The sequence below is a fragment of the Bacteroidota bacterium genome (genome assembly GCA_008933805.1).
Lineage (GTDB): Bacteria > Bacteroidota > Bacteroidia > UBA8524 > UBA8524 > SB11.
In genome coordinates this window covers 106,924-130,997 of record WBUH01000001.1, presented here as the reverse complement: position 1 = coordinate 130,997, position 24,074 = coordinate 106,924, and the positions used below count along the sequence as shown (strand labels likewise).

At 42.4% G+C, this 24,074-nt stretch carries 25 protein-coding genes; 8 read left to right on the top strand and 17 right to left on the bottom strand.

The window, feature by feature from the left end; translation table 11 throughout:
- Positions 1 to 65: 65 nt before the first annotated feature.
- Both F9K23_00555 and F9K23_00550 read left to right on the top strand, forming a co-directional pair.
- Positions 66 to 557, top strand: a complete 492-nt coding sequence (locus tag F9K23_00555; GenBank protein ID KAB2918660.1) for a TlpA family protein disulfide reductase — start codon at positions 66 to 68, stop codon at positions 555 to 557.
- A gap of 27 nt (positions 558 to 584) precedes the next feature.
- Positions 585 to 1,211: a thioredoxin family protein gene (locus F9K23_00550; protein KAB2918659.1), complete on the top strand. Its 627-nt coding sequence runs from the start codon at positions 585 to 587 to the stop codon at positions 1,209 to 1,211.
- A gap of 82 nt (positions 1,212 to 1,293) precedes the next feature.
- Here F9K23_00550 and F9K23_00545 read toward each other — a convergent pair whose 3' ends face one another.
- The 3 genes from F9K23_00545 to crcB all read right to left on the bottom strand — a co-directional run bounded on the left by F9K23_00545 (position 1,294) and on the right by crcB (position 3,750).
- Positions 1,294 to 2,013: a YebC/PmpR family DNA-binding transcriptional regulator gene (locus F9K23_00545; protein KAB2918658.1), complete on the bottom strand. Its 720-nt coding sequence runs from the start codon at positions 2,011 to 2,013 to the stop codon at positions 1,294 to 1,296.
- 112 nt (positions 2,014 to 2,125) lie between these two features.
- Positions 2,126 to 3,385 carry an asparagine synthetase B gene (locus tag F9K23_00540; GenBank protein KAB2918657.1) on the bottom strand — a complete coding sequence of 420 codons (1,260 nt, stop codon included), beginning with the start codon at positions 3,383 to 3,385 and terminating at the stop codon, positions 2,126 to 2,128.
- Positions 3,382 to 3,750 (bottom strand): fluoride efflux transporter CrcB, encoded by a 369-nt coding sequence (gene crcB / locus F9K23_00535; protein KAB2918971.1) that lies wholly within the window; start codon positions 3,748 to 3,750, stop codon positions 3,382 to 3,384. Before crcB ends, F9K23_00540 begins: the two co-directional genes overlap by 4 nt.
- A gap of 150 nt (positions 3,751 to 3,900) precedes the next feature.
- On the opposite strand from crcB, the gene F9K23_00530 reads away from it, so the two are divergent.
- The 3 genes from F9K23_00530 (at position 3,901) to F9K23_00520 (ending at position 5,821) form a co-directional block, all read left to right on the top strand.
- Positions 3,901 to 5,217, top strand: a complete 1,317-nt coding sequence (locus tag F9K23_00530; GenBank protein ID KAB2918656.1) for a ribosome biogenesis GTPase Der — start codon at positions 3,901 to 3,903, stop codon at positions 5,215 to 5,217.
- 66 nt (positions 5,218 to 5,283) lie between these two features.
- Positions 5,284 to 5,505: a hypothetical protein gene (locus tag F9K23_00525; GenBank protein ID KAB2918655.1), complete on the top strand. Its 222-nt coding sequence runs from the start codon at positions 5,284 to 5,286 to the stop codon at positions 5,503 to 5,505.
- Between the two features lie 112 nt (positions 5,506 to 5,617).
- Positions 5,618 to 5,821, top strand: coding sequence for a hypothetical protein (locus F9K23_00520; GenBank protein ID KAB2918654.1), 204 nt, complete (start codon positions 5,618 to 5,620; stop codon positions 5,819 to 5,821).
- A gap of 51 nt (positions 5,822 to 5,872) precedes the next feature.
- Here F9K23_00520 and F9K23_00515 read toward each other — a convergent pair whose 3' ends face one another.
- A complete protein-coding gene (locus F9K23_00515) occupies positions 5,873 to 7,513 on the bottom strand; it encodes a S41 family peptidase (GenBank protein KAB2918653.1) in 1,641 nt (546 codons plus the stop codon).
- A 125-nt stretch (positions 7,514 to 7,638) separates the two neighbouring features.
- On the opposite strand from F9K23_00515, the gene murQ reads away from it, so the two are divergent.
- Positions 7,639 to 8,439, top strand: coding sequence for an N-acetylmuramic acid 6-phosphate etherase (gene murQ, locus F9K23_00510; protein ID KAB2918652.1), 801 nt, complete (start codon positions 7,639 to 7,641; stop codon positions 8,437 to 8,439).
- A gap of 8 nt (positions 8,440 to 8,447) precedes the next feature.
- Positions 8,448 to 9,311, top strand: a complete 864-nt coding sequence (locus F9K23_00505; GenBank protein KAB2918651.1) for a hypothetical protein — start codon at positions 8,448 to 8,450, stop codon at positions 9,309 to 9,311.
- Here the strand turns inward: F9K23_00505 and F9K23_00500 are convergent, their stop codons facing one another.
- The 8 genes from F9K23_00500 to F9K23_00465 form a co-directional block, all read right to left on the bottom strand.
- On the bottom strand, positions 9,312 to 10,211 hold the full coding sequence (locus F9K23_00500; protein KAB2918650.1) for a hypothetical protein: 900 nt from the start codon (positions 10,209 to 10,211) through the stop codon (positions 9,312 to 9,314).
- A gap of 37 nt (positions 10,212 to 10,248) precedes the next feature.
- Complete coding sequence (locus tag F9K23_00495; GenBank protein KAB2918649.1) at positions 10,249 to 11,046, bottom strand: hypothetical protein; 798 nt, start codon at positions 11,044 to 11,046, stop codon at positions 10,249 to 10,251.
- A gap of 84 nt (positions 11,047 to 11,130) precedes the next feature.
- On the bottom strand, positions 11,131 to 11,730 hold the full coding sequence (locus F9K23_00490; GenBank protein KAB2918648.1) for a hypothetical protein: 600 nt from the start codon (positions 11,728 to 11,730) through the stop codon (positions 11,131 to 11,133).
- Between the two features lie 80 nt (positions 11,731 to 11,810).
- Complete coding sequence (gene rny, locus F9K23_00485) at positions 11,811 to 13,352, bottom strand: ribonuclease Y (protein KAB2918647.1); 1,542 nt, start codon at positions 13,350 to 13,352, stop codon at positions 11,811 to 11,813.
- Between the two features lie 57 nt (positions 13,353 to 13,409).
- Complete coding sequence (locus F9K23_00480) at positions 13,410 to 13,697, bottom strand: cell division protein ZapA (GenBank protein ID KAB2918646.1); 288 nt, start codon at positions 13,695 to 13,697, stop codon at positions 13,410 to 13,412.
- A 13-nt stretch (positions 13,698 to 13,710) separates the two neighbouring features.
- On the bottom strand, positions 13,711 to 14,001 hold the full coding sequence (locus tag F9K23_00475; protein KAB2918645.1) for a hypothetical protein: 291 nt from the start codon (positions 13,999 to 14,001) through the stop codon (positions 13,711 to 13,713).
- Positions 14,002 to 14,106: 105 nt separating this feature from the next.
- The gene (locus tag F9K23_00470) at positions 14,107 to 16,494 is read right to left on the bottom strand and encodes a phenylalanine--tRNA ligase subunit beta (protein ID KAB2918644.1); all 2,388 of its coding nucleotides are present in this window, start codon (positions 16,492 to 16,494) and stop codon (positions 14,107 to 14,109) included.
- 61 nt (positions 16,495 to 16,555) lie between these two features.
- A complete protein-coding gene (locus F9K23_00465) occupies positions 16,556 to 18,037 on the bottom strand; it encodes a hypothetical protein (protein ID KAB2918643.1) in 1,482 nt (493 codons plus the stop codon).
- A gap of 219 nt (positions 18,038 to 18,256) precedes the next feature.
- On the opposite strand from F9K23_00465, the gene F9K23_00460 reads away from it, so the two are divergent.
- Positions 18,257 to 18,799 carry a biotin transporter BioY gene (locus F9K23_00460; GenBank protein KAB2918642.1) on the top strand — a complete coding sequence of 181 codons (543 nt, stop codon included), beginning with the start codon at positions 18,257 to 18,259 and terminating at the stop codon, positions 18,797 to 18,799.
- Positions 18,800 to 18,887: 88 nt separating this feature from the next.
- Here the strand turns inward: F9K23_00460 and obgE are convergent, their stop codons facing one another.
- The 5 genes from obgE to F9K23_00435 all read right to left on the bottom strand — a co-directional run bounded on the left by obgE (position 18,888) and on the right by F9K23_00435 (position 24,068).
- Positions 18,888 to 19,880 carry a GTPase ObgE gene (obgE, locus tag F9K23_00455; protein KAB2918641.1) on the bottom strand — a complete coding sequence of 331 codons (993 nt, stop codon included), beginning with the start codon at positions 19,878 to 19,880 and terminating at the stop codon, positions 18,888 to 18,890.
- On the bottom strand, positions 19,880 to 20,461 hold the full coding sequence (locus F9K23_00450) for an adenylate kinase (GenBank protein ID KAB2918640.1): 582 nt from the start codon (positions 20,459 to 20,461) through the stop codon (positions 19,880 to 19,882). The genes obgE and F9K23_00450 overlap by 1 nt, the downstream gene beginning before the upstream one ends.
- Before the next feature lie 120 nt (positions 20,462 to 20,581).
- Positions 20,582 to 21,118, bottom strand: coding sequence for a hypoxanthine phosphoribosyltransferase (gene hpt / locus F9K23_00445; protein KAB2918639.1), 537 nt, complete (start codon positions 21,116 to 21,118; stop codon positions 20,582 to 20,584).
- Between the two features lie 153 nt (positions 21,119 to 21,271).
- On the bottom strand, positions 21,272 to 22,723 hold the full coding sequence (locus F9K23_00440) for a TolC family protein (protein KAB2918638.1): 1,452 nt from the start codon (positions 22,721 to 22,723) through the stop codon (positions 21,272 to 21,274).
- On the bottom strand, positions 22,716 to 24,068 hold the full coding sequence (locus tag F9K23_00435) for an FtsX-like permease family protein (protein KAB2918637.1): 1,353 nt from the start codon (positions 24,066 to 24,068) through the stop codon (positions 22,716 to 22,718). The genes F9K23_00440 and F9K23_00435 overlap by 8 nt, the downstream gene beginning before the upstream one ends.
- Positions 24,069 to 24,074: the final 6 nt, after the last annotated feature.

The following is a 24,074-nucleotide window of genomic DNA, read 5'->3' as shown; positions in this document are numbered from 1 at the left end:
TACATTCAGGCAATACTCTTTTGGCAGGCAAATTGCTTCCGAAAGAGTATTGTTTCTTTTACAGGATGATTAAAAAAACTGCATACACACTTTTATTGTGGCTGGCTGCCTTTGCGGCCAAAGCACAATTGCACGACAGTACCACTGTACCCATTGTTGGGTTTGAATATGTGGAACAACTGATGCAACAAAAAAACGACACCACGTATGTAATAAACTTTTGGGCCACGTGGTGCGGTCCCTGTATCAGAGAACTCCCCCATTTTGAAGCCCTAAAAGCCAAATATCCCAACAAAAAGCTGAAAGTTATTTTAATAAGCCTTGACTTTAAAAAGAACTACAAGAATGTTTTGCTGCCTTACCTGCAAAAGCACAAAATAACCAGTCCTGTAGCCTTACTATACGAACCGGATGCTAACCGATGGATTGAAAAAGTGAACGCAGAATGGAGCGGCTCTATACCGGCTACCCTAATTTTTAATAAGGACAAAAGTGGCTTTTACGAGAAGGAATTTACTAAACAAGAGCTGCACAAAACTGTTGAAACTTATTTTTAACCCCTGATATACTAAACACAAACAGATATGAAAAAAGTTATCCTATCGGCCATAGCGTTGTTTGCAGTAGCAGCAATGACAATAGCCTTTACTTACAAAACAAATGCAACAAAAGGATATGCCATTGGCGATACAGTTGCTGATTTTTCGTTAAAAAACATCGACGGTAAAATGGTTTCATTGGCTGATTTTAAAGATGCCAAAGGATTTATCGTAGTGTTTACCTGCAACCACTGCCCGTACGCTAAAGCTTACGAAGACCGTTTGGTAGCTCTTGATAAAAAATATAAATCGCTGGGTTATCCTGTAATTGCTATTAACCCTAACGACCCTGCCGTAAACGCTGAAGACAGCTACGAAAAAATGCAGGAACGCGCGAAAGAAAAAGGGTTTACGTTCCCCTATTTGTTTGACGAAGGACAGAAGATATACCCAATATTCGGGGCTACACGCACCCCACACGTATTCATATTGCAAAAAAACGGGGCTAGCAGCGTAGTGAAATACATTGGTGCTATTGATGACAACCACGAAGACGAATCAGCCGTAAAAACCAAATATGTTGAAGGTGCGGTTGATGCCCTTATTGCAGGTAAAACCCCAAACCCTGAAACCACAAAAGCTATAGGCTGTACAATTAAGGCCAAAAAATAAAAGCCTCTTGTCGGATAGTAAATAAAACGGTCGGTTGGTATGCACCAACCGACCGTTTTACTTTATACGATTAAAATAGAAACTATTCTTCTTCGGGCTTCATGTTATGAAACACGTTTTGTATATCCTCGTCCTCTTCAATCTTTTCCAACATCTTATCAATGGCAGCGCGGTCTTCGGCGGTTACATCCGCATACGATGTAGGTATGCGTTGTAACTCAGCGTTTATGATGTTTATGTTGCGCTCTTCTAACGCCTTTTGCATTTTACCAAAATCAGCAAACGAAGTGGTAATGATAATCTCGGCTTCGTCTTTTTCAATATCCTGCAAGCCAAAATCAATCAAATCCAATTCAAGTTCATCGGTATCCAACCCTTCGGCAGCAACGGTAAATAAGCCCAAACGCTCAAACATAAACTCCAGCGAGCCTGTTTTACCCAATTCACCCCCACCCCTGCTAAAGTATGAACGGATGTTTGCTACCGTACGGTTAGGGTTATCAGTGGCGGCTTCTATCACAATACCTACACCCTTTGGGCCGTAACCTTCGTATACAATCTCTTCAAAATCCTTTTCACTCTTGTCGCTGGCACGTTTAATAGCTGACTCTATACGGTCTTTGGGCATATTCACGCCCTTAGCGTTTTGTATCACCACACGCAGGCGTGCATTCAGTGTCGGGTCGGGCCCGCCGGCTTTCACCGCCATTGATATCTCTTTACCGTATTTTGTGAACGCTTTCGACATCTGGTCCCAGCGTTTCATCTTTCTTCCTTTGCGAAATTCAAATGCTCTACCCATAGTAGTTTGTATTACTGCGCAAAATAAATAAAAATGAAGATGAATGGCTATTGTAAATAGGCAAATACTGTGAATTTGTGTTCGCGATACTATTTATCACGTGAGACAAGCATCAGGTTTTTTGCTTTTTCTTTTTGGCTGAAGGGAATAACACATTGTTCAATATCAACCTAAAACCGGGCGAGTTAGGATGCAAAGCCAAATCTGTAGGCGGCTCACCCACAATATGTTGATAATCTTCGGGGTCGTGGCCACCGTAAAATGTCCAAGTACCATTACCTGCCGTACCGTGTATATAACGGGCCTCATTCAGCCCCTTATTTTCGCCCATAATCACCACATTGCTTTTTATGTAACGCTTGTTGTAGGCAGTTGTTTGCCCCATAAACGCATCAATAATTTTAGTATGGTTTTGGCACAACATGGTGGGTACTAAATCGGTTTTGGCCGAAAACTCAAACAGTAAAAACAAATCTTCTTCTTCGGTAACGCCTCTTTGGGGTGGGTTCACATCAATCGTTGAGAATTCATACACGTATGGGCTCATTTCCAATTTAAAATCCGTGAAAGCAAAGCAGTTATCATAATTCAACTTTTGGTTTGCATTCCGGTCGGCAGGGTCGCCGTCAAACATACTTTCGCATATATCAACTCCATCGGCAGCTAAGGCTATATCGTACGTATCAGTAGCACTGCACATGGCAAACAAAAAGCCTCCGCCAAATGTAAAATCCCTAATTTTTTTGGCAACGGCCAACTTCAGTTGGCTCACGCTGGCATAGCCGTGTTTGGCAGCCATTGCCTCTGCCTCTTTCACTTGCTCTAAATACCAAGGTGCATAACGGAAACTGCTGTAAAACTTACCATACTGGCCTGTAAAATCCTCGTGGTGCAAGTGTAGCCAATCGTAAGTGGGCAGCTTGCCTTCCAACACTTCATCATCAAATATTATATCGTAAGGAATCTCGGCATAGGTTAAAACCATTGTTACCGCGTCGTCCCATGGCTGCTTGCTTTTAGGCGAGTACACCGCAATCTTAGGTGATTTAAGAAGCTTTACTGCCTCCATATTCACTTCGGGGTTGGCAATTTCGGCCAGTATTCCATTGTACTTGGCATCGGTGATAATCTCATACGTTACCCCGCGCACACGGCATTCTTTTTCAAATTTCTCTTGGTACGGAAACACAAAACTGCCATCGCGGTAATTAAGCAGCCAATCCGCCTCAATATCAAACGTAAGCACCCAATAGCAAATACCGTAGGCCTTCAAGTGGTCTTTCTGGGTATTATCCATCGGCACTAAAATATGCGTGGCCTGTGCTGTTAAAACCGTAACAAAAAATATAACTGCCGCTAAAATGTGTTTCATAATTGTGTTAATTGATACCCCACGTACACCAAAAGTAAACCCGCAATATTTGTTCCTAATATGTAATAAACGGTTAGCCCCCATTGCTTATTTTGCAATAACTGGATTGTATCAAGCCCGAAGCTTGAAAACGTAGTGAACCCGCCTAAAAAACCTATCACCAGTAACGGCCAGTATTGACGTATTACAGCATTTGCAGGCGAGCTGCCCATGGCTAATCCAATTAGTAAACAACCTGCAAGATTTACAAAAAAAGTAGGCCAAGGGAACGACATACCTCCGTGGGCGGGAAACAACTGCCCAACTCCGTAACGTGATACTGCACCCAATGCACCTCCAATAAATACTTGCAAAAACGTAGGCATACTCCCCAAAATTAAGTCTTTTGGGCGAATTACGCAGCCCTTGTTTATCAAAAACACACCCTTACTTTTTTGCATTTGAAATAGTAACAGCAATTTAAGCCACCCTGTTGTGCCAAAAATGCGTACCTTTGCGGGCTTAATAATTTTATAATGGGACGAATTGTAGCCATAGTAGGCAGGCCAAACGTAGGAAAATCAACTTTGTTTAACCGATTGGTTGGAGAACGAAAGGCAATAGTGGACGATATGAGCGGGGTGACCCGTGACCGCCACTACGGTAAAGCCGAATGGATTGGATATGAGTTTACGGTGATTGATACCGGCGGATATGTGCAACACAGCGACGATGTTTTTGAATCGGCCATACGCGACCAAGTAAAGATTGCGATTGAAGAAGCCGACGTAATGCTGTTTATGGTAGATGTTACCACAGGTATTACCGACCTTGACAGTGATTTTGCTGCCTTGCTGCGTAAATCTAAAAAACCTGCGTTGGTAGTTGCCAATAAAGTAGATAACAACGAACGTATAGTTGATACTGCTGAATTTTACTCGTTTGGTTTGGGCGAAGTATTTCCCCTATGCTCTATTTCCGGTGCCGGCACCGGAGAGTTGTTGGATGAAGTGGTGGAACGCTTAAGAGCTTTACCCCCAACAGCTGCCGAAGAAACACTTACTGATGTTCCAAAAGTGGCAATTGTGGGTAAACCCAATGTTGGAAAATCGTCGCTGGTAAATGCTTTGTTAGGTGAAGACCGTAACATTGTTACACCCATTGCCGGTACCACCCGCGATACCATACACACACATTACAAAGCCTACGGACACGAGTACTTGCTGATAGATACGGCAGGTATCCGCAAAAAAGGAAAAGTAACTGAGGATATTGAGTTTTACTCAGTAATCCGAGCGATAAAGGCAATTGAAGAATGCGATGTGTGCGTGCTGCTGATTGACGCCACACAAGGTATTGAGAGCCAAGACTTGAACTTGTTTCACCAAGCCGAGAAAAACGGAAAAGGAATTGTGGTGCTGGTGAATAAATGGGATTTGATGGAGAAGGAAACCAACAGTGCCAAAACTTACGAGGAAACCATCAAAAGGAAAACCGCTCCTTTTACTGATTACCCCGTGTTGTTTGTATCTGCCCTTGAAAAACAAAGGATATACAAGGCAATGGAAACCATCGGAGCCGTTTATACTAACTTATCGAAAAAGATAAACACCCACCAATTGAACGAGGTAATGCTGCCGATAATATTGGCTACTCCCCCTCCGGCATACAAAGGAAAATACATCAAAATTAAATATATCACCCAATTACGTACCAAGGTTCCCAGCTTTGCATTTTTTTGCAACCTGCCCCAATATTTTAAGGATCCCTACAAACGCTTCTTAGAGAACAAACTCCGTGAAAATTTTGACTTTAGCGGAACACCTTTGAGAATATTTTTTAGAAAAAAATAAGGGTATTCTTGCATAATTTGTTTCTTTGGCTACCTTTGCACGGAATTTTAAAAGTATCACAAAAAAATGAAAAAAGTATTTGCTCTGTTAACCATCGTATCTGTAATGTCATTCGTAGCTTGCAAAAACACTCCTGCTGTTGATCATGCTGCTGACTCAAAACGCGCTGCTGATTCACTACAAAAGATAGCTGATTCAGTTAAAGCTGCTGAAGAAGCTGCTGCTGCTGCACAAGCTGCTGACACTGGTGCTAAAGACACTACTGCTGCTGCTCCTGCTGCTCACTAATCAGTGAGATTACAGAACCAAGAACGAAATTAAAGAGTGCCAAGGCACTCTTTTTTTTTTGCTCTTAACTGTAGCTTTTTTACAATAGAAAAAGATTGACTTAAATTGCAGTATGAAAAAAATACTCGCTTTATATATTTCCATTATCGCTTTATCGGCGGTTGCCTGTAAATCAAAACCCGAAGCAGAAACAAAAACCCCTGAACAGCAAAAAGCTGAAACCATAGTAAAAAGCGATAAAGAAAAGGCCGACTCTGTACTAGAATATTACAAGAAGAAAGCCGGCGCTGCTCCTGATTCATTACCTGCCAAATAATCCAATAAAAAAGCCCAAATACATTTAGTACTTGGGCTTAATATTTTCAGTTTATTTTCGGTTCATTGCTGTTTTGGCGGTTCCTTTAAGTACTGCATCGTATTCAGCCAGTGCTTTTAAAGCAGTGTTAAACACCACATCGCCTTGGTTTAATACTTGGTAATACGCCTCTTTTCCATATATCTGTCTTGCTATCAACGCTTTCGCTTGATTGGCTATCAACTTGCGCGAAGCATCAAATTCCGCAGCACTGTATGTAATGTGAGCATCGGCCAGCATTTGGCGCAGTTTGCCTTCTAATTGGCTGCTAAAATCAAAGCGTTTACCAAAGTCTTGGGCATCTTTATACGTCTTTTTCAATGCATCACGGTTATTATCCGCATATTGGTAGGCCAAGCGTGTGGCAAGTCCGTTGCGGTATATATGGGTCATTAGTTCTGTGTGGATGGCACTGTCCACGGGCACAAATACATCGGGGTATATTCCTCCGCCACCATATACTTTACGTCCGGCAGGAGTTTTAAATACCATCTTTTCGTTTTTCTTCACACTATCGGGATGGTCAAGCTCGCCGCCTTTCAATCGTTCGCCTACTTCAGCCTCGTAAGTATCGTAGCCTTCGTCGTAAGGTTTCTGTATGCTTCGGCCTGTTGGGGTATAATACCTTGCAATGGTAAGCCTCACTGCCGAACCGTCGCTAAGGTTAAACGACTCTTGCACCAATCCTTTGCCATACGAACGGCGACCAACAATAATTCCCCTATCCCAATCTTGCACCGCACCCGAAACAATCTCACTGGCTGAGGCAGAACCTTCATCTACCAAAATCACCAGTTTGCCCTCGGTAAATTCTCCGGCACGGTCAGTAACATATTCCTTTTTCTTTTGATTACGTCCCTCAGTGTACACCATCAATTTACCCTCACCCAAAAACTCTGACGTTATCATCGTAGCTGCGTGCAGATAACCACCGGGGTTACCCCTCAAATCCAGTACAAGGCTTTCCATCCCTTCCTTTTTCAGCTTATCAAGCCCTGCTTTCAACTCGTCGTAGGTATCTTTAGCAAAGCTGTTCACCTTCAAATACCCCGTTGTTGGGTTTATCATGTAGGCAATATCCACGCTCTTCAAGGGTATGCGGTCCCGCACAATGGTGTATTTCAACAAGCCTTTCATGCCTGTGCGTTTCAGCTCCACTTCTACCTTTGTACCCTTAGTTCCTTTTAATTTTTTAATAACATCGTTGTTACTGATGTTTACCCCTGCCACCGTTTCACCATTCACCTTTATAATTCGGTCGCCGGGCATAATGCCTGCCTTTTCCGATGGTCCTTCGGGTAATACCGTAGCAATAAAAATGGTATCGTTCAACAAGTTAAACTCCACGCCTATCCCCTCAAAATTACCTTGCAACTGCTCATTAACGGCAGTCAACTCAGCAGCGGGTATGTAGTTAGAGTGCGGGTCGAGGTCGTGCAGCATTTGCTCAATCGCAATCTCTGCCAAGCGTTCATCATCCACCGTATCTACATACTCTTTGTTTATCAACGACATCACATGGTCGATTTTACTATTGCCGGTGAGCGTAAAGCCTCCCTTATTCCCTTGCAACATAAAACCACCGGCAACGCCCGCAGCCAATAACCCCGCATAAATAAGGGGCTGCCATTTATTTATTTTTCGTTCTTCCACTTCAGTACCTGTGTTAATTCACCTAAACGTCAAAACTACATTTTTGTTTATATCAACGTGCTATAAAAACGGCGAAAGTGGCGCAAATATCGTTCCTTAAAAAACACCATCTTTGCTTTTGTAAAATGGAACTGAGAAATACTGAAAAACCTTCGCATTACAGTAGCCTTGATACAATGACCACAGCTGAACTGCTGCAAGGTATTAACAACGAGGACAAAAGCGTGCCTCTTGCCATTGAAAAGGTATTGCCCCAAATTGAAGCTTTGGTGGAAGAAATTGTGGCCAATATGCAATTAGGCGGCAGATTGTTCTACATGGGTGCCGGAACCAGCGGTCGTTTGGGTATTGTTGATGCCAGCGAGTGCCCCCCAACTTTTGGTGTGGAGCATGGTTTGGTGGTAGGCATTATTGCTGGCGGCGACGGTGCCATACGCAAGGCCGTTGAATTTGCTGAAGACGACCGCGAGCAAGGTTGGAAAGACCTTGAGGCGTATGCAATAAACAAGAGTGATGTGGTAATTGGCATTACAGCCAGCGGCACAACTCCCTATGTGTTGGGTGCAATAGAAAAATGCAATGCGAACGGCATCACCACCGGCGGAATTAGCTGCAACCCCAATAGCCCGTTGGGCAAACTTGCCAAATTTGCCGTTGAGGTGGACACAGGCCCTGAGTTTGTTACCGGAAGCACCCGTATGAAAGCAGGAACGGCACAAAAGCTGGTGCTGAATATGATTAGTACCGCCACGATGATACGCATGGGGCGGGTAAAGGGCAACCGCATGGTGGATATGCAACTTAGCAATCAGAAATTAATTGAGCGGGGCAGCCGAATGATAATGGAAAGCACCGGACTTGATTACGAGGCTGCTAAGACACTATTGCTTGAGAAAGGCAGCGTGAGGAAGGCAATAGAGGGATAACGATGTGGTTGGGCAGAAAACGGGGTTATTTGCAAGACTGGATTACGCAGGCATGGGTAAAAACCACAGGCCGCCGTTTTTATCCTGAAAAAGAGAGCTGGCTGACAGGTCCTTCGGGGGATACCCGCGAGATAAAAGATGAGTACATTTATAGGCTGTGCAAGACTGAAAACTTGCGCCTTGAAAAGAACCAACCCGATTTCGGGCTGATTGATGAAATAAGCGAGTGGCAACTACCTGCTGCCGATGAAAAACGCCTGCATCCTACCATCATCGATTTTTATACCCACACATATAATTACGGTTTTGAGGTAAAATCAACGTGGAAAGGGATATTCTACCCTTTCGGTTGGTTACTGACACTTATTTTCAGCCGCAGGCTGCAACAGTTAAACTTGCCTCTTACTGCCGAAGATACCGCACAAGGACTTGAAAGCAATTTGATTAAGCTGTTCTCTGATGACCAAAAGAGGGCTAAATACACCATTTGGTACCGCACTCAAAAGAAAAAAGGCACGGTTGTATTTTCAGGAATTTACGGATATACGTTTGTGCCTGCTGAAAACCGCACCTGCCTCAAAATTGTATTCCCACTGCCTAATGGCAATGCCACTATAATCTTAAACATACAAGTGCTTGAAAACGGCAGCCTGCGACTTACCTCAAAAGGAAAAAGAGACGGAGAACCGGGTTTTTACTTTTTACTTGAAAACGGCACGGGTGATTATTGGGTAAAGTACGTAAAGGCAATGCACGAAACATTGGATGTATTTGTAGATGAAGGCAATATTCTAAAGGCCACCCATACGTTTAAGTTTCACGGCCTCACGTTTATGACCTTGCACTATACCATGCATAAAAAACAACTCTGATTATTCAGGTTGTTTAAACGGGTCTTCCTGAGCGGGGTCTTGCTGTTGCTGTTCTTCTTCCTCTTGCTTCTTTTGCTCCTCCAGCTTTTTCTGCTCATCTTCGGGAGACAAGTAATGTATCAGCCCTTTTTTCACCTCTTCTTTCCCGTTCATAAATATCTTGTACACATACGTAGCACTCATAATATTATCGCGCTTGATAACATTTACAGGTTTGGCCAAATCGGGATAGATTGCTACCACTTGGTAAGAAAGGTCGTAAATCATCAGCGTTACCTTTCCGCGTTTCACCATGTCTTTGGGCAAAATCAGCTTGTAATCATACATCACCTTACGGTCGGCAGGGTCAAAGGTTATTTGCTCCTTCCACAAATCCAGCAAACGAGGCGGTGTTACCCCTTTTGCACCGTAAATAATGTCCTCAAGCCTAAACGAGAGTTTTGTGGTTACTTGCGGTACTGCGTTTGATACCGCATACTTTTCAAACGGAACAACAAATATTTCAAGGTTTTCAAGGTCGCGGCTGCTGCACTCTATAACAAGGTTTTTCTTGCCCAATTTCAACGTATCAAGATTGATTTTTAACGAGATGGGCTTTGCATCAAAATTTTCAGCATCCCTGATAAAAAAATTCCCACCGCTGTCAATAAACAGCATACTCCCGTCCGATTCAAACAAAATAATCTCAGGGGCAAGCAAATGGCTAAATTCTGACGGGATTACACTTTCGGCAGGTAGTTTTTTCCCTTGCTTGTTTTTAAACACCACGCTATCACCCGGCAACAGCGTATTAAATAAGAATATTCGTTTATTATCGCTGGCGGTGGTTATATCAAAAGAGATGGTTTGCTGTGCATTTGCCACAAGAACTTGCAGCAGGCACACAGCCGGTAAAATCAATTTTTTAATATGGTTTAAAAAACCATGCAAGGCGGTATTATTTTTTAGAGATTGTAATAGTTCCTTCGGTAACTAATGTTCCGTCGTATACTTCAACTATATACTTGTACTTGCCCTTTGGTAAATCATTTATGTATAAAATACTTTCAGTAGCCTTAATATTCAAAAAGTCTTTTACCTCTTTCTTGGCACTATTATAAAGTTTAAAATTAAGCGATGTAAACTGTTTTAACGCATCGCGTGAAACCTTTATTATCAACACTTTATTCTCTTGCACCACACTTACACCGCTTGCAGCTTTTTGCAAATCGGTTTTGGCGCGCGTACCCGTAGCGTTGGCATAATTTTCTTCAATATTGGTTTGCAACAACGGAGTTTCGCAAGTTACTTTTTCGCCGTTTTTGGTAATTTCTTTACCCTGCGTGTTTACTAAATATACCGTGATATTATTTTTACCCTCAGGTTTTGCATACAGCACTGCGCCCGCAGTCCAACAAGGCATTTCGTTGGCATATTTTGATAAAAATAACTCACGTTTACCGTTTTTAGCTTTGAAATAAATGGCCGTAGTCCTATCCATTTCTATGCTAAAACTATCGGAGGCAAATAATACGGCGCGTTCGCCGTAATTCTCAATTACCGGTTTCAATTCGCTTTTAGCAATGCCATCGTCAAACTTAATAATATCGGCAAAAGTACTGTCGGGCTTATAAAACAAGTAATTACTTCCTTTTGCACCGGGCATAGCCGTTGTGTAATAATCAGCGGTTTGGGCAGATACACTTCCAAAAATTAGTGTGGCAACAACTGCGGCAGCTATTTTGAAATTTTTCATTTTTTCAAAGGTATTACTACAAAAACAAAAAAGCTGCCAGTGTTTTATGCACAGGCAGCTTTACTGTATGCTATACCAAACGGTTTAGTGTATTGTGTACCCTTCAAAAGGGATATTTTCAGGAAAATCTGAGAAGTTTTTTGCGGTTATCATGGCATTTCCGTTATACCCGCTCCCTTTTTTAATCTCATAAACTGTAGCTTTAAACGGCAGGCCGCCTTTGCCTTTACTTGAGATAGCAGTGCTGCCTGTTTCTTTCAAACTAATATCCCCGTCTACTGAGCCGGTTTTTAATTTTGTGAAGTTATTTTTCTTATTAAACTCTTCTACCACCAAGTATTCTTTACCGTTACAGGTTACTTGCCTAACTATAAAATCTTCTTTGTCATTGGGTAATTTTTCAGCTACTTGTATTAAAACAGAGTCGCTGGTAAGGGTGTTGTCTCCAACCTTAAATGTAAACGGTCCCACCCAAACATCGCCGACTTTTGTTATTAATTTACTGATTTGAATATCGGTTTTTGATGCTGCACTGCCGTTTGAGGAAATTTCTGATTCAGGAAATGTAATGGTTACCCAAATTTCATCACCCACACGCGGTGCAATGTTGTGAACCGAAAGTTTAAGCTGGGCTGATAGCATGTTTACAAGCAAACAAGCTATGATAAGTAAAGTGCTTTTCATTGGTTTAATAATTAGGTTAAAAATAAAAAAGTCCGAAGGTTGTACCTCCGGACTATATAACGAAATCGTTTAAAAAATTATTATTTAGCAAAATTCACCGCACGGCGTTCACGGATAACCGTTACTTTAATCTGGCCGGGGTAAATCATTTCTTTCATAATACGTTGGCTGATATCAAACGAAAGCATTTCTGCTTTTTCATCGCTCACGCGCTCGCTTTCTACCATTACACGCAACTCGCGACCAGCTTGTATCGCAAATGCTTTTTCTACACCGTCATAAGAAAGTGCAAGGCTTTCCAAGTCTTTCAAACGTTTCATGTAGTTTTCAACATCTTCGCGACGGGCACCGGGACGTGAACCTGAGATAGCATCACACGCCTGAACGATTGGCGAAAGCATCGAAGTCATTTCAATCTCGTCGTGGTGGGCACCGATGGCGTTCACCACTTCGGGGTGTTCTTTGTACTTCTCGGCCAATTTCATACCCAACAATGCGTGTGGAGTTTCAGCGTCGTCATCGGGCACTTTACCAATATCGTGCAGCAATCCGGCACGTTTAGCTAGTTTAACGTTCAAACCAAGTTCAGCGGCCATTGTAGCACAAAGATTGGCAACCTCGCGGCTGTGCTGCAACAGGTTTTGACCGTATGATGAGCGGTAACGCATCCTACCTACCATACGCACTAATTCAGGGTGAAGGCCGTGTATACCTAAGTCGATACAAGTACGTTCGCCTATTTCAATAACTTCTTCTTCCAGTTGTTTTTTGGTTTTGGCCACCACTTCCTCAATACGGGCAGGGTGGATACGACCATCGGTTACCAGCCTGTGCAATGAAAGACGGGCAATTTCGCGGCGGATAGGGTCGAAACCTGAAAGGATAATTGCTTCAGGGGTATCGTCCACAATAATCTCAATACCGGTAGCGGCTTCAAGGGCGCGGATGTTACGACCTTCACGACCGATAATACGGCCTTTTACTTCGTCGCTTTCGATGTTAAACACCGATACCGAGTTTTCTATCGCTTGTTCAGCGGCAGTACGTTGTATGGTTTGTATTACCATACGACGGGCTTCTTTAGTAGCAGTTAGTTTAGCTTCGTCAACAATGTCTTTCACAAATGCCGATGCCTCGCTTTGCGCCTCGGCTTTCAGGTTTTCAACCAACTGGGCTTTGGCTTCTTCGGCCGATAGGCCTGCCAATTTTTCCAATTGTTTTACTTGTGCTTGGTGAAATTTGTCTAACTCTTCTTTCTTTTTGGCAACAAGTTCAAGTTGGTTGGTAAGGCTCTCCTTAATGGTTTCCACCTCTTTTTCCTTCTTGTTCATGTTCTCCATTTTCTGATTCAGGCTTTGCTCTTTTTGCTTAATCCTGTTTTCAGCTTGTTGAAGGTTATTGTTGCGTGAGTTAGCTTCTTTTTCATGCTCCTCTTTCAGGCGCATAAAATGTTCTTTAGCCTCTAATTGCTTGTCTTTCTTAAAAATCTCTGCTTTGTGTTTTGCCTCATCAATAATAGCGGCAGCCGCACTTTTGTTCTTTTTGCTGATGAGCACCCACGTTGCACCCGCGCCTATGGCAAGCGAGCCCAAAATGGATATTACTAGGATAATACTGTCCATACGTTTTCTTTGGCTTAATTATTTTTTAAGCAAGGTAGGCTGAATAAGAAAGGGTTGTTATACAAGCTTACTGTCTAAAAGGCGGTTTATGTCTTTTAACAGCATATCTACTTCGGCGGTAGGACCTGAAGTTTGCTTTGTAGAAGATATCAAATCGGTTGCCAAATCAAGCGATGCCATTGCAAGGGCATCCTGTTTATCCTTTACCGAGTAGTTTTCGGTATAGTTTTTTGCTTTATCATTGGCCAGTTTAGCGGCAGCTCTAACGCTTTCCTCAAACCCCGCATGTATACGCAACGGGTAAAACCTGTCGCAAATATTCACTTTTATCGAAATCTCTTCCACTGCTTATCTTTCTTTATTCGCTTAATCTTGCAATACAACGGTCTATCTCTCTAATGTACTCATTTATTTTCAACTTCACTTCCCGTACATCGGTTTTAGAAAGGTGTAAACCTCCTGCAATTTTAATGATTTTATTATACTCTTCTAAATCCTTAATGGTGTTTTTTTGAATATCCAGTGTTTCCGTCAACCGTTTATTCTCATTTACCAAACGGATATTTTCATCCCGCAAAGCATCATTGGCAGCAGCCAGTTTTTCAACCTTCGCTTTTATTTCCAGTAATTGTTTTGCCAATGCGTCCATGCTTCGCGTTTACAGTTTTATGTCTTCAGTTTTAAATTCTACAATTACGTTTCTAATTTACAGGTTTAAAGTCGTAACTGAAAACCTTAAACCGTAAACTAATAACTATTTCCTAATTACAGCCCCTACTTCCTTTTCAAACCCTTGCATCAAACGGTTCATAATCTTTTCAATTTCAGCATCAGTAAGGGTTTTTGTTTCGTCTTGCAAAATAAAACTCAACGCATACGCCTTCTTTCCTGCCTCAATCTTATCCCCTTCATACACATCAAACACATCAATAGCGCGCAGCAGTTTACGCTCTGCTTGACGAGCAATGGTGTGTAGTTGCTCAAAGGTAATTTTTTTATCTATCACCAACGATAAATCGCGGCGAACTTCGGGGAATTTTGAAATTTCTTTCAGGGTGAATTTTTGTGCAGTGGCTTTTTGCAACAAGCGTTCCCAATCAATCACCGCATAAAATACCGTGCCCTGTATGTCAAAACTTTTGGTTATTTTGGGTGATACGGGGCCATAGTTTACCAGCTTATTTCCATCAATTTCAGCAGGACTGCCAATGATGTTACGTTCAGTAAAAGGCACTTCTACACCCATTGCAGTAAACAAATTATCGCAAGTTTGCTTAAGGGTATAAAAATCGCTTGCGCGGGTGGGATATTTCCAGCTTTCGTTTTGCTCATCGCCACACAACCAAAGACTTAACCACCATTTTTCTTCGTATTTGCCCTCTACCTTGCGGTAGGTTTTGCTCAACTCAAAAAACTTAAGGTTATTGGCCTTACGATTACGGTTATAGGTTACTGCCTCTAACCCTGAGTACAATGTATTAAGGCGCATCACCTCCAAATCAGCACTCAGTGGATTGAGCATACGCACGGCCTGCTCCAACTCTTCTTCGGTATAATACGATACTTTGGTAAGCGAGTTAGTTACCAACTCGTAGTAGCCGTTAGCCGCCAACATATCGGCAGCGCGGTTGTACAGTTTCTCTTTGTTAATGCCTGTTGAGGTATTGTAAGACAGTTTTACTGACGACGGTATCTCTATCCTGTTCAGCCCGTAAATACGGATAAACTCTTCTATCACGTCAATCTCGCGGGTTACATCGGGACGGTAAGCAGGCACGCTTAATTGCAAGCCGTTTTCGTCTTCGCCTTCAACAGTAATATCCAACCCTGTGATGATGGCTTTCACTTCATCCACAGAAGCAGTTTGACCCAATACTTCGTTTAGCTTTTTATAACGCAGGGTAATTTTTGAAGGATTGATTTTGCGGGCATACACATCCACCACGGGGCTGCTAACACTGCCGCCTGCGGTTGCCAAAATCAATTCTACCACCCTGTTGATGGCATTAACGGTTATTTCAGGGTCGGTGCCGCGCTCGTAACGGAACGAGGCATCGGTGTTTAGCCCCTGCCCTTTTGCCGATTTACGAATGGTGCCGGGGTCGAAATAAGCACTTTCAATAAACAGGTTTTTAGTTTCAGCACTTACACCGCTGTGTAAACCGCCAAACACCCCTGCAATGGCCATCGGTTCGGCAGCGTTGCAAATCAACAACTCGTTACCGGTAAGGGTACGCTCGGTTTTATCCAACGTAGTGAATTTTTGCCCTTGCGTAGCCTTTTTTACCACAATTTTGCTGCCTGTGATTTTATCGGCATCAAAGGCGTGTATGGGTTGACCCAACTCGTGCAGCACAAAGTTGGTAACATCTACAATATTGTTAATGGGGCTTAAGCCAATAGCTTTTAAGCGGTTTTGCAACCATGCGGGACTGGGTTTCACCTCTACCCCGCTAATGCTGATACCGCTGTATCGGGGGCAACCTTCGGCATCTTCTATCACCACTTCTACAAGATTGCTGCCTTGCGGTGCGGGTAATGGAGCATACTTTACGTTTACTTTTTTGCCCGTAAGAGCGGCTACATCGCGGGCTACACCCAAATGCGAAGCAGCATCACCACGGTTGGCAGTAAGACCTATTTCTATCGTAAAATCGTTTTCTACTTTAAAATAATCAGCCCCTTGAGAGCCTACTACGGCTGCGGTATCCAGCACCATAATACCGTCGTGGCTGGTTCCCAAACCTACTTCGTCTTCGGCGCATATCATGCCTTCCGAAACTTCGCCGCGTATTTTTGATTTGCTGATTTTAAAAGGTTCGCCGCCTGTAGGGTATAGCGTTGCGCCAACGGTTGCTACCAGCACTTTTTGTCCGGCAGCCACGTTAGGGGCACCGCACACTATTTGCAGCAACTCAGACCCGCCCACATCTACTTTGGTAACGCTTAAACGGTCGGCATTGGGGTGCTGCCAACGCTCCTTCACCTCGCCTATCACCAAGCCCTGCAAGCCGCCTTGTATACTGCTCACAGCCTCAATACCTTCTACTTCTAATCCGCAATTGGTAAGCAATACACCCAATTCTTCGGGCGATTGCTCTATATCTATCAGGGTTTTTAACCAGTTGTACGAAATTTTCATCTTTGCGCAAAGATAGGTTTCAATGTGCAAATGTGGGAATGGGGATTTTGAGGACTAACTGTTATTTTTTGATAAGCTTGAAAATAGAATCTTGTGTAACTATATCATTGTATAAAAAGTGCTTTTGATAATTATAAACGTAACTTTTAGTGCCAATTAGAGCCAAATAGTTAGTTTTATTTATCCTAATATTTTCTAAATCAACCCCATGTAAATCAGCTTCCCATAAATTAGAATACTTGAAAAGAGAATTATTTAAATCGGCATTCTCTAGTTTGACTTGATTTAACAGGGAAGATGTTAACACTGCATTGTGTAAATTGGCATTGCGTAAATTGGCGTAACGTAAATCGACTCTTGTTAAGTTGGCATTGCTCATATAGGCATAGCTTAAGTTTGCAGAAAATAAATTAACATCATTTAAATTAGTACTACGTAAATCAGCTGCCCATAAATCGGTGCTGCTCAAATTAGCATTCTCTAAATTGGCACTGATTAAAATCGAACTCCCTAACTTGGCTCTTTGTAAATCGGCATCGCTTAAATCGGCATCGCTTAAATTAGCATTGAATAAATCAACGTATCGTAAATATGCTCCACTTAATTTTGCTTTTGATAAGAAAGAGTTTGAAAAATCTGCTTTGCTATATATCTCATCTAGGCTACTACAATCGATACGACTATGGGCAAGTGTTATAAGCAATTGCCCCCTTTCAGGACTATATTCACTACCAGTTAATTCATCCTTAACTAGAAACTTATAAGGGGTTAAGCTATGACTCAATGCAATGATACGTCCAATTAACTGAGGTGATAAGTTACGTATACCATCATTGCCATAATCTTCCCGTAACTCATTATTTACTTCATCAAAAATATTGCCCATTAAAAATACCAATGCACTACGACGTTCGGCTTCTTGCAAATAGGTTTGTTGATCGAGACGGTTATTTTGAGCCTGCACCATCAAATTTTGGTTTTCAAACAACCGATTCTGCCAGTCAATCATAGTTGTCTGTTTTTCTACCATTTTGTTTTGCTCACCAAACATTTGGTTTTGGAACTTCATAATATTGGTTTGGCTATCCATTAATGCAGTTTGATTTTGCACCATGCTGTTTTGCACCCCCATTAAATCCGCTTGGTTTTTTGCAATTTCAGTTTGCTTCTCCGCAATTTGATTTTGCTTTTCAATCATTGCATTTTGATTAAACAACAACCATGTTTGAAAAAGAGTAAATAAAATGGGGATTAGAGCTAACAAAAAACCAATTCTCCCCAAGCGGGTAAACCTCATTACCAATCGTGCGGAGAGGTCGGACACTGTATCTTTACTAACCGTTTTTTGTTCCGTTAATTCAGTAAGAAATTTTTGGATACTGGTTTTAAGTCCCCTGCCTAAATAGGCTTCTGTTATTATCCTTCCGCGTTTGAAGACTTTTTTTGCTCTCTTCTTTAACGAAGGACGCAGCTTTGCTATTTCTTCCCGAAGTTTCTGATTCTCTGTTTCAAGCTCCTGTAAACGCTTTTCTTCTTCTGTCATACAATACAATATTCCTTACTGTAAATATAATTAATTAAGCATAGGATTAAAATCCTATGCTGTTGAAATTACAGTAGTGCGGGGGACTTAAGTCCCCCGCACTACTGTAATTTAGCAAGGGGTGGGTTTCAACCCGCCCAAAGCAGCAATTTGCACCTTAGTGCCTTTACTGTCATCCTTTATTAGCGTAATACAAAAAACAGTAGCTTTGCGCCCTGAATGAAATTGAATTACAAACCCGAGAAAGGCTTATTGTGGCAAGCTCCTGTGGTGCTGATAGGCTTGGTGGCCGGTGCAAAAATGAAGATAGATGTGGGTGCAGTGCCCATAACGCTGCAATCGCTGATATTGTGTTTTACTTGCCTGTATTTTAGCCGTCAGGCCAATTTATTGGGCACGTTCTTATATATGTTGGCGGGGATGTATTTGCCCGTTTTTAGCGGAGAATTTTTTGGCAAAGAGTTTTACTTTGGCCGCACAGCAGGTTACATATACGGATTTCCGTTTGCGGTTATTTTGCTAACCGCAGCACGCCAATATTTTAAAGATTGGTTTGGTGTATTTGCTTGGATATTAATGACCCACGCGGTAATTATGATTTTTGGAACAGCTTGGGGTATTTTATACCACAAAATGGATATTGATTATGCACTTACCAATGGCTTCTTCAACCTGCTGCCGGGCGCAATAGCCAAATCGGTGGTTGTATCGTTGGTGTACTGGCTTACTCGAAAATACCTTAAAACAGAAACTCCTGCTTAATTAATACAGCTTAAAAATAAAGCCCGACTTTTTATAAAAGTCGGGCTTTATTTTTTATAGCATCCGTTATAAATACAAATGATTTTTGTTAATCATTTAATTCACGCCAGATGATGTCTTTAAGTTCTTGGATGTTTTTGCCTGTTACCGATGAGATGAAAATCGTTTGAACATCTTTTGGCAGTTCTTTTTTCATTTCCTCCATCAGTTCATCGTCTAACATATCGGTTTTGGTAATGGCCAACAAACGTTTTTTGTGCAACAATTCAGTGTTAAACTGCTCCAATTCATTGTTCAATATGGCAAATTCTGCTTTAATATCCTTGCTATCAGCAGGAATCATAAACAACAGCAAAGCATTACGCTCGATGTGGCGCAAGAAGCGATGACCTAATCCGCGACCTTCGTGCGCACCCTCAATAATACCAGGAATATCCGCCATTACAAACGATTTGTAATCGCGGTATTTCACAATACCCAAATTGGGTACTAAAGTAGTAAACGGATAATCGGCAATTTCAGGTTTTGCAGCCGTTACCACCGACAACAAGGTTGATTTACCCGCATTGGGAAAACCCACCAAGCCTACATCGGCCAACACCTTCAATTCCAAAATACGCCACTTCTCATCACCGGGTTCTCCGGGTTGGGCAAAGCGAGGGGTTTGGTTGGTAGGGCTTTTGTAGTGATGGTTACCTTGTCCGCCGCGACCGCCTTTCAGCAGTACTTCGGTTTGGCCGTGTTCGGTAATTTCAAACAATATTTCACCGGTCTCTTCGTCTTTGGCAACGGTACCCAAAGGCACCTCCAAAATCTCATCCTTACCGCTGGCACCTGTTTTCAGTCCGCTGCTGCCGGGTTGCCCCGATTCAGCAATAACGTGTTTGCGGTATTTTAAATGCAGCAACGTCCAAAGCTGGTCGTTACCCTGCACAATAATATGTCCGCCACGTCCGCCGTCTCCGCCGTCAGGTCCGCCTTTAGCAGTAAGTTTATCACGGTGCAAGTGTGTACTACCTTGCCCGCCCTTACCACTACGGCAACATATTTTAACGTAATCTATAAAGTTACTATCCGCCATTAATTTGCTTTTGCAGCATCAATATGTGTGCATATCACACCAAAAATATCATCAATTCCCCCCACACCATTCAACTCAACGTATTTACCTTGTGCTTGGTAATAGTTAGCCACGGGCAAAGTTTGCTCGTTATAAACATTGATACGGTTTTGTATCACTTCGGGGTTTTGGTCGTCTGCACGGCCGCTGTCTTTACCCCTCAACAACAAACGGGTTTTCAATTCATCGTTGGGAACTTCTAAAGCAAGCATACAAGTGATTCCCAATCCCCTGTCTTCTAACAAATTATCCAATGCTTCGGCTTGCGCAACTGTACGAGGAAACCCATCAAAAATAAAGCCTTTGGCCTGTGGGTTAGCATCTAACTTGTTGCTTATCATACCTATCACAATCTCATCTGAAACCAAAATACCTTTATCCATCAGCTGTTTAGCTTCTAAGCCAAGTTGTGTACCTGCTGAAATTTCAGCACGCAACAAATCGCCGGTAGATAATTGTATCACCCCATATTTCTCAACCAGTTTGGCAGATTGGGTACCCTTGCCCGAGCCGGGAGGGCCGAAAAGAACTATATTGAGCATCAGCGTTCTAAAATTTTTTTGTTTAGGGGTGCGAAGATAGGGATTTATTGGTTGAATGATTGCGGATTAAAAAACAGGAATTCAAGGGAGGCTCAAATGCCTTTATTAGCAAGCGATTGACTAATTGCCGGCCAACACATAAACACAATCCAAGTTACGGCCTAAGCCATTATAGTCCATTCCGTAGCCAACTACAAAACGGTTTTCTATTTCAATTCCTTTAAAGTCGATGGTAAGCGGCACTTGTAAGGCGTCGGGCTTGGTAAGCAGTGCGGCAACTTTTACACTGGCAGGGTTGTGTTTAGCCAGTTCTTGCAACAAATAGCTTACCGTGAGACCGGTATCAATAATATCTTCTACTATAATTACGTCTTTACCCGCAATATCAATATCTAACCCCAGTAATGAAGCTACTTTCCCAGTGCTTTGGGTGTTATGGTATGACTTGTACTTGATAAATGAAAAATGGGCTTTTACGCTGAGGTGTTTTGCCAAATCAGCGGCGAGCATAAATGCGCCATCAAGCACAGGAAGCAAGACGGGTGATTTAGCTGCGTAATGAGTATTTATTTCCCCAGCAACACGTACAACGGCCTGCTGTACATCGTTGGTCGAAATAAAAGGAACAAAGGTTTTATCGTGCAGTTGTATGCTCACAACTGCAAAGGAAGTGTTTTATGATAAACTTTGTGATGGGTTTGAAACCTATCGCTATCAAATGATAAGTTCGGGAGGGTTTAAAACCCTCCCGAACTTATCATTTATCAAAACAGGATTTTACATCCTGTTAAAAATCAATAATTTCATTCTCTACTGGACCAATATCTTATTACCGGTTTCAAAATCAAACAGGGTAAGGCGACGAAGCTGGTAATACGATACCCAAAAGTTTTGCAGGTTGCGTATGTAGTTTATTAATGCCTGGTCTTTCTCGTTTTGGGCGATGGTAAGGTTGGTAAGATCAATTTTACCCAGCACAAACCGCTTGGTGCTAATATCATATCGTTGGCGGGCAATGGTATCCGATTTTGCCGATATAGCCAGTATTTGTTTCAATTGGTTAAACTGTAATACGTTGTTCATTATCTCCAACTCAAGGCTGTTGCGGTTGTTCTCAATTTGCGCCATACGGCTTTCCTTGTCGTTTTTAGCCACCATATAAGCCGCCTTGTTACGACCAAAATTGAGTATCGGCATCGAAAATCCAACCGTTAACCGTTGTGCATCCTGCAAATTGTTGTACGCATCATTAAACTGCGCCGAAGTATTTGTTAAGCCGAAACTCATTGTTAAATCACCGTTAAAGCGTCTATTTGCCATAGCCCTGCGAACGTTCAACTCAGCATCGGTTTCTTGTATTTTAAACCCAACATAATTACTGCGGTTTTCCCTTGCTTCGGCCAACGCTTTTTCCAAACTCACGGTATATAAAGGCAGACTCTCTTCATAATCTACATCCACACGCTGGTTATCGGGTACTCCCAACAAGTTTTTAAGGCGTTTTTCGGTGGTTAATATTTGTATCTGTATTTGGTCGCGCATATTTTGGGCATTCATCAAACTCAACTCGGCTTGCAGCTTTTCGTTTTCTGCAATTTTGCCAACACTGTAACGGCCTTCGGCTATGCGGTAAAAAGTATCGTTCATGGCTACGTTGTACTCGGCATTTATCATTTGCTTGCGTACGATGTAGTAATCAAAAAAAGCAGTGGTGATGGCTATTGATAAATCCTCTAACGACTCAGTAGCTTGCTTTTTAGCGAACTCATATTGCAGCTTAGCCTGCTTCCAATCCCAGCGAAGATTATTCACCCTGAACAATGGCTGTGTGAAACCAACTTGCAAAGGCGATGCCTGCCAAGTAGTAGTGGGGTTTGTACCCAACAAATCAATGCGGGAAAGGTCTGACGACATAAAGATGCTACCACCCGTAGGGGTTACGTTTTGCGAAAGCATCATTGAAAGCGATGAACTGGCAAGGCGTTGCTCGCGGAAACTTATATCGCCGTTGGGCTGCTGTATTTGCGATATACTGCGGACAAAACCCGGCACATTGCCCTGCAATGAAAGACTGGGTAACAATGCCGAACGCGAGGCGACATAATTCCACTCGGCACTGCTATAGGCTGCCTTTATACTGCGCGCACTGGGACTATGCTCTTGTCCGTAAGTGATAGCTTGCTTTAGGTTAAATCTCATTTGCCCCAAAAGCGGCAAAACAAATACTGTAATAAGTAGCAGTAAACTGTATTTTTTATTCATGCCTTAATGATTCTACAGGGTCTTGACGGGCGGCTCTACGTGCAGGAACAATGCCCGAAATTAAGCCCACTACAATAGAAATGGTGAATGATAATATGATTGAAAAAGGAGTGATAATGGTTTTGGTCTCCATACTCGAATCGATAATGTAACAAAACGCAACACCCAGTAATACTCCGATAACTCCGCCTGAAATGCTTATCACTACTGCCTCGCTGATAAACTGCATCGAAATATCCAAACGAGTAGCGCCTAACGATTGCCGCAAGCCAATTTCTTTTATCCGCTCCATTACGCTGGCAAGCATAATATTCATAATACCTATACCACCCACAATAAGCGATATACCTGCAATAAAGGCCAGCATATTATTGAATTGGCGTTTGTTTTTCTGTTGTTGTTTCAGCAAAAGTTCAGGTATTTGCACTTCAAAATCTTCCACCAGATTGTGACGACGCATCAGTAGTTTTTTTACCACTTCTGATACTTCTTTCATCATCTCGGTATTTTTTACCTTTATCACCAGCTTATCAATCTGGTGGTAGTTTTCAGGCTTCTTCTCCCCGTCGTCATCGTCCCACATATTCCGGCGCATATCACCGGGGGTAATTTTTGCACGGTTTTTAAACCGTACCAACATAGTGGTAACAGGTACATATACTTCTTCGTTGGCATTACGTACTGAGTAGGATGAAATGGTTTGGTCTGATACATTCTTTTCACCCAATACACCCACTACTTTTAGCCATACGTCCCCACATTTTATTTGCTGTCCCACGGGTTCAACATCAGTAAAGAGTTTTGCCCGCAACGATTTACCAATAATACAAACGGGTTGAGCCAAACTGAAATTGACATCAGAAAACAACTGACCATCCCCAACGTTTAGCACTGCTACATCAAAAAAGTTATTGTTTACCCCGATTACCTTACCCTGATACCTTTTACCGCCACGCATCACAGGGGTTTCCACCTCTATTTCAGGGCTGTAAAAATCTACGTATTCACTCAACGTTTGCACAATGTTTTCACCATCAGCAAGCGTAAGTCCGGGGGTAAAACGTTTCACCTTCTCGTCGCCCTCGTTGGCATTGGCTTGCTCCTTTTCTTCTTTGGTTTTCTCTTTTTCTTCCTTCCAAAGGGCATTGATGGTAATATTGTTTGAACCTACTTGTTTTAGCTGTTCGGCAATTTCTTTTTCGGTACCCTTGCCTATTGCAAGCATGGCAATTACTGCCGCTACCCCGAAAATAATACCCAAAGAGGTAAGCAATGCCCTAAACCGGTTGTACCCGATGGCATCTATTCCTATTTGAAAGTTGAATAACAGGCGTTTTAAATTCATATAACT

Bases quoted from the DNA above. Each gene is read 5' to 3' on its own strand.
- F9K23_00555 (KAB2918660.1), top strand. From the start codon at position 66: ATGATTAAAAAAACTGCATACACACTTTTATTGTGGCTGGCTGCCTTT.
- F9K23_00550 (KAB2918659.1), top strand. From the start codon at position 585: ATGAAAAAAGTTATCCTATCGGCCATAGCGTTGTTTGCAGTAGCAGCA.
- F9K23_00545 (KAB2918658.1), bottom strand. From the start codon at position 2,013: ATGGGTAGAGCATTTGAATTTCGCAAAGGAAGAAAGATGAAACGCTGG.
- F9K23_00540 (KAB2918657.1), bottom strand. From the start codon at position 3,385: ATGAAACACATTTTAGCGGCAGTTATATTTTTTGTTACGGTTTTAACA.
- crcB (KAB2918971.1), bottom strand. From the start codon at position 3,750: ATGCCTACGTTTTTGCAAGTATTTATTGGAGGTGCATTGGGTGCAGTA.
- F9K23_00530 (KAB2918656.1), top strand. From the start codon at position 3,901: ATGGGACGAATTGTAGCCATAGTAGGCAGGCCAAACGTAGGAAAATCA.
- F9K23_00525 (KAB2918655.1), top strand. From the start codon at position 5,284: ATGAAAAAAGTATTTGCTCTGTTAACCATCGTATCTGTAATGTCATTC.
- F9K23_00520 (KAB2918654.1), top strand. From the start codon at position 5,618: ATGAAAAAAATACTCGCTTTATATATTTCCATTATCGCTTTATCGGCG.
- murQ (KAB2918652.1), top strand. From the start codon at position 7,639: ATGGAACTGAGAAATACTGAAAAACCTTCGCATTACAGTAGCCTTGAT.
- F9K23_00495 (KAB2918649.1), bottom strand. From the start codon at position 11,046: ATGAAAAATTTCAAAATAGCTGCCGCAGTTGTTGCCACACTAATTTTT.
- F9K23_00490 (KAB2918648.1), bottom strand. From the start codon at position 11,730: ATGAAAAGCACTTTACTTATCATAGCTTGTTTGCTTGTAAACATGCTA.
- rny (KAB2918647.1), bottom strand. From the start codon at position 13,352: ATGGACAGTATTATCCTAGTAATATCCATTTTGGGCTCGCTTGCCATA.
- F9K23_00475 (KAB2918645.1), bottom strand. From the start codon at position 14,001: ATGGACGCATTGGCAAAACAATTACTGGAAATAAAAGCGAAGGTTGAA.
- F9K23_00470 (KAB2918644.1), bottom strand. From the start codon at position 16,494: ATGAAAATTTCGTACAACTGGTTAAAAACCCTGATAGATATAGAGCAA.
- F9K23_00465 (KAB2918643.1), bottom strand. From the start codon at position 18,037: ATGACAGAAGAAGAAAAGCGTTTACAGGAGCTTGAAACAGAGAATCAG.
- F9K23_00460 (KAB2918642.1), top strand. From the start codon at position 18,257: ATGAAATTGAATTACAAACCCGAGAAAGGCTTATTGTGGCAAGCTCCT.
- obgE (KAB2918641.1), bottom strand. From the start codon at position 19,880: ATGGCGGATAGTAACTTTATAGATTACGTTAAAATATGTTGCCGTAGT.
- F9K23_00450 (KAB2918640.1), bottom strand. From the start codon at position 20,461: ATGCTCAATATAGTTCTTTTCGGCCCTCCCGGCTCGGGCAAGGGTACC.
- F9K23_00440 (KAB2918638.1), bottom strand. From the start codon at position 22,723: ATGAATAAAAAATACAGTTTACTGCTACTTATTACAGTATTTGTTTTG.
- F9K23_00435 (KAB2918637.1), bottom strand. From the start codon at position 24,068: ATGAATTTAAAACGCCTGTTATTCAACTTTCAAATAGGAATAGATGCC.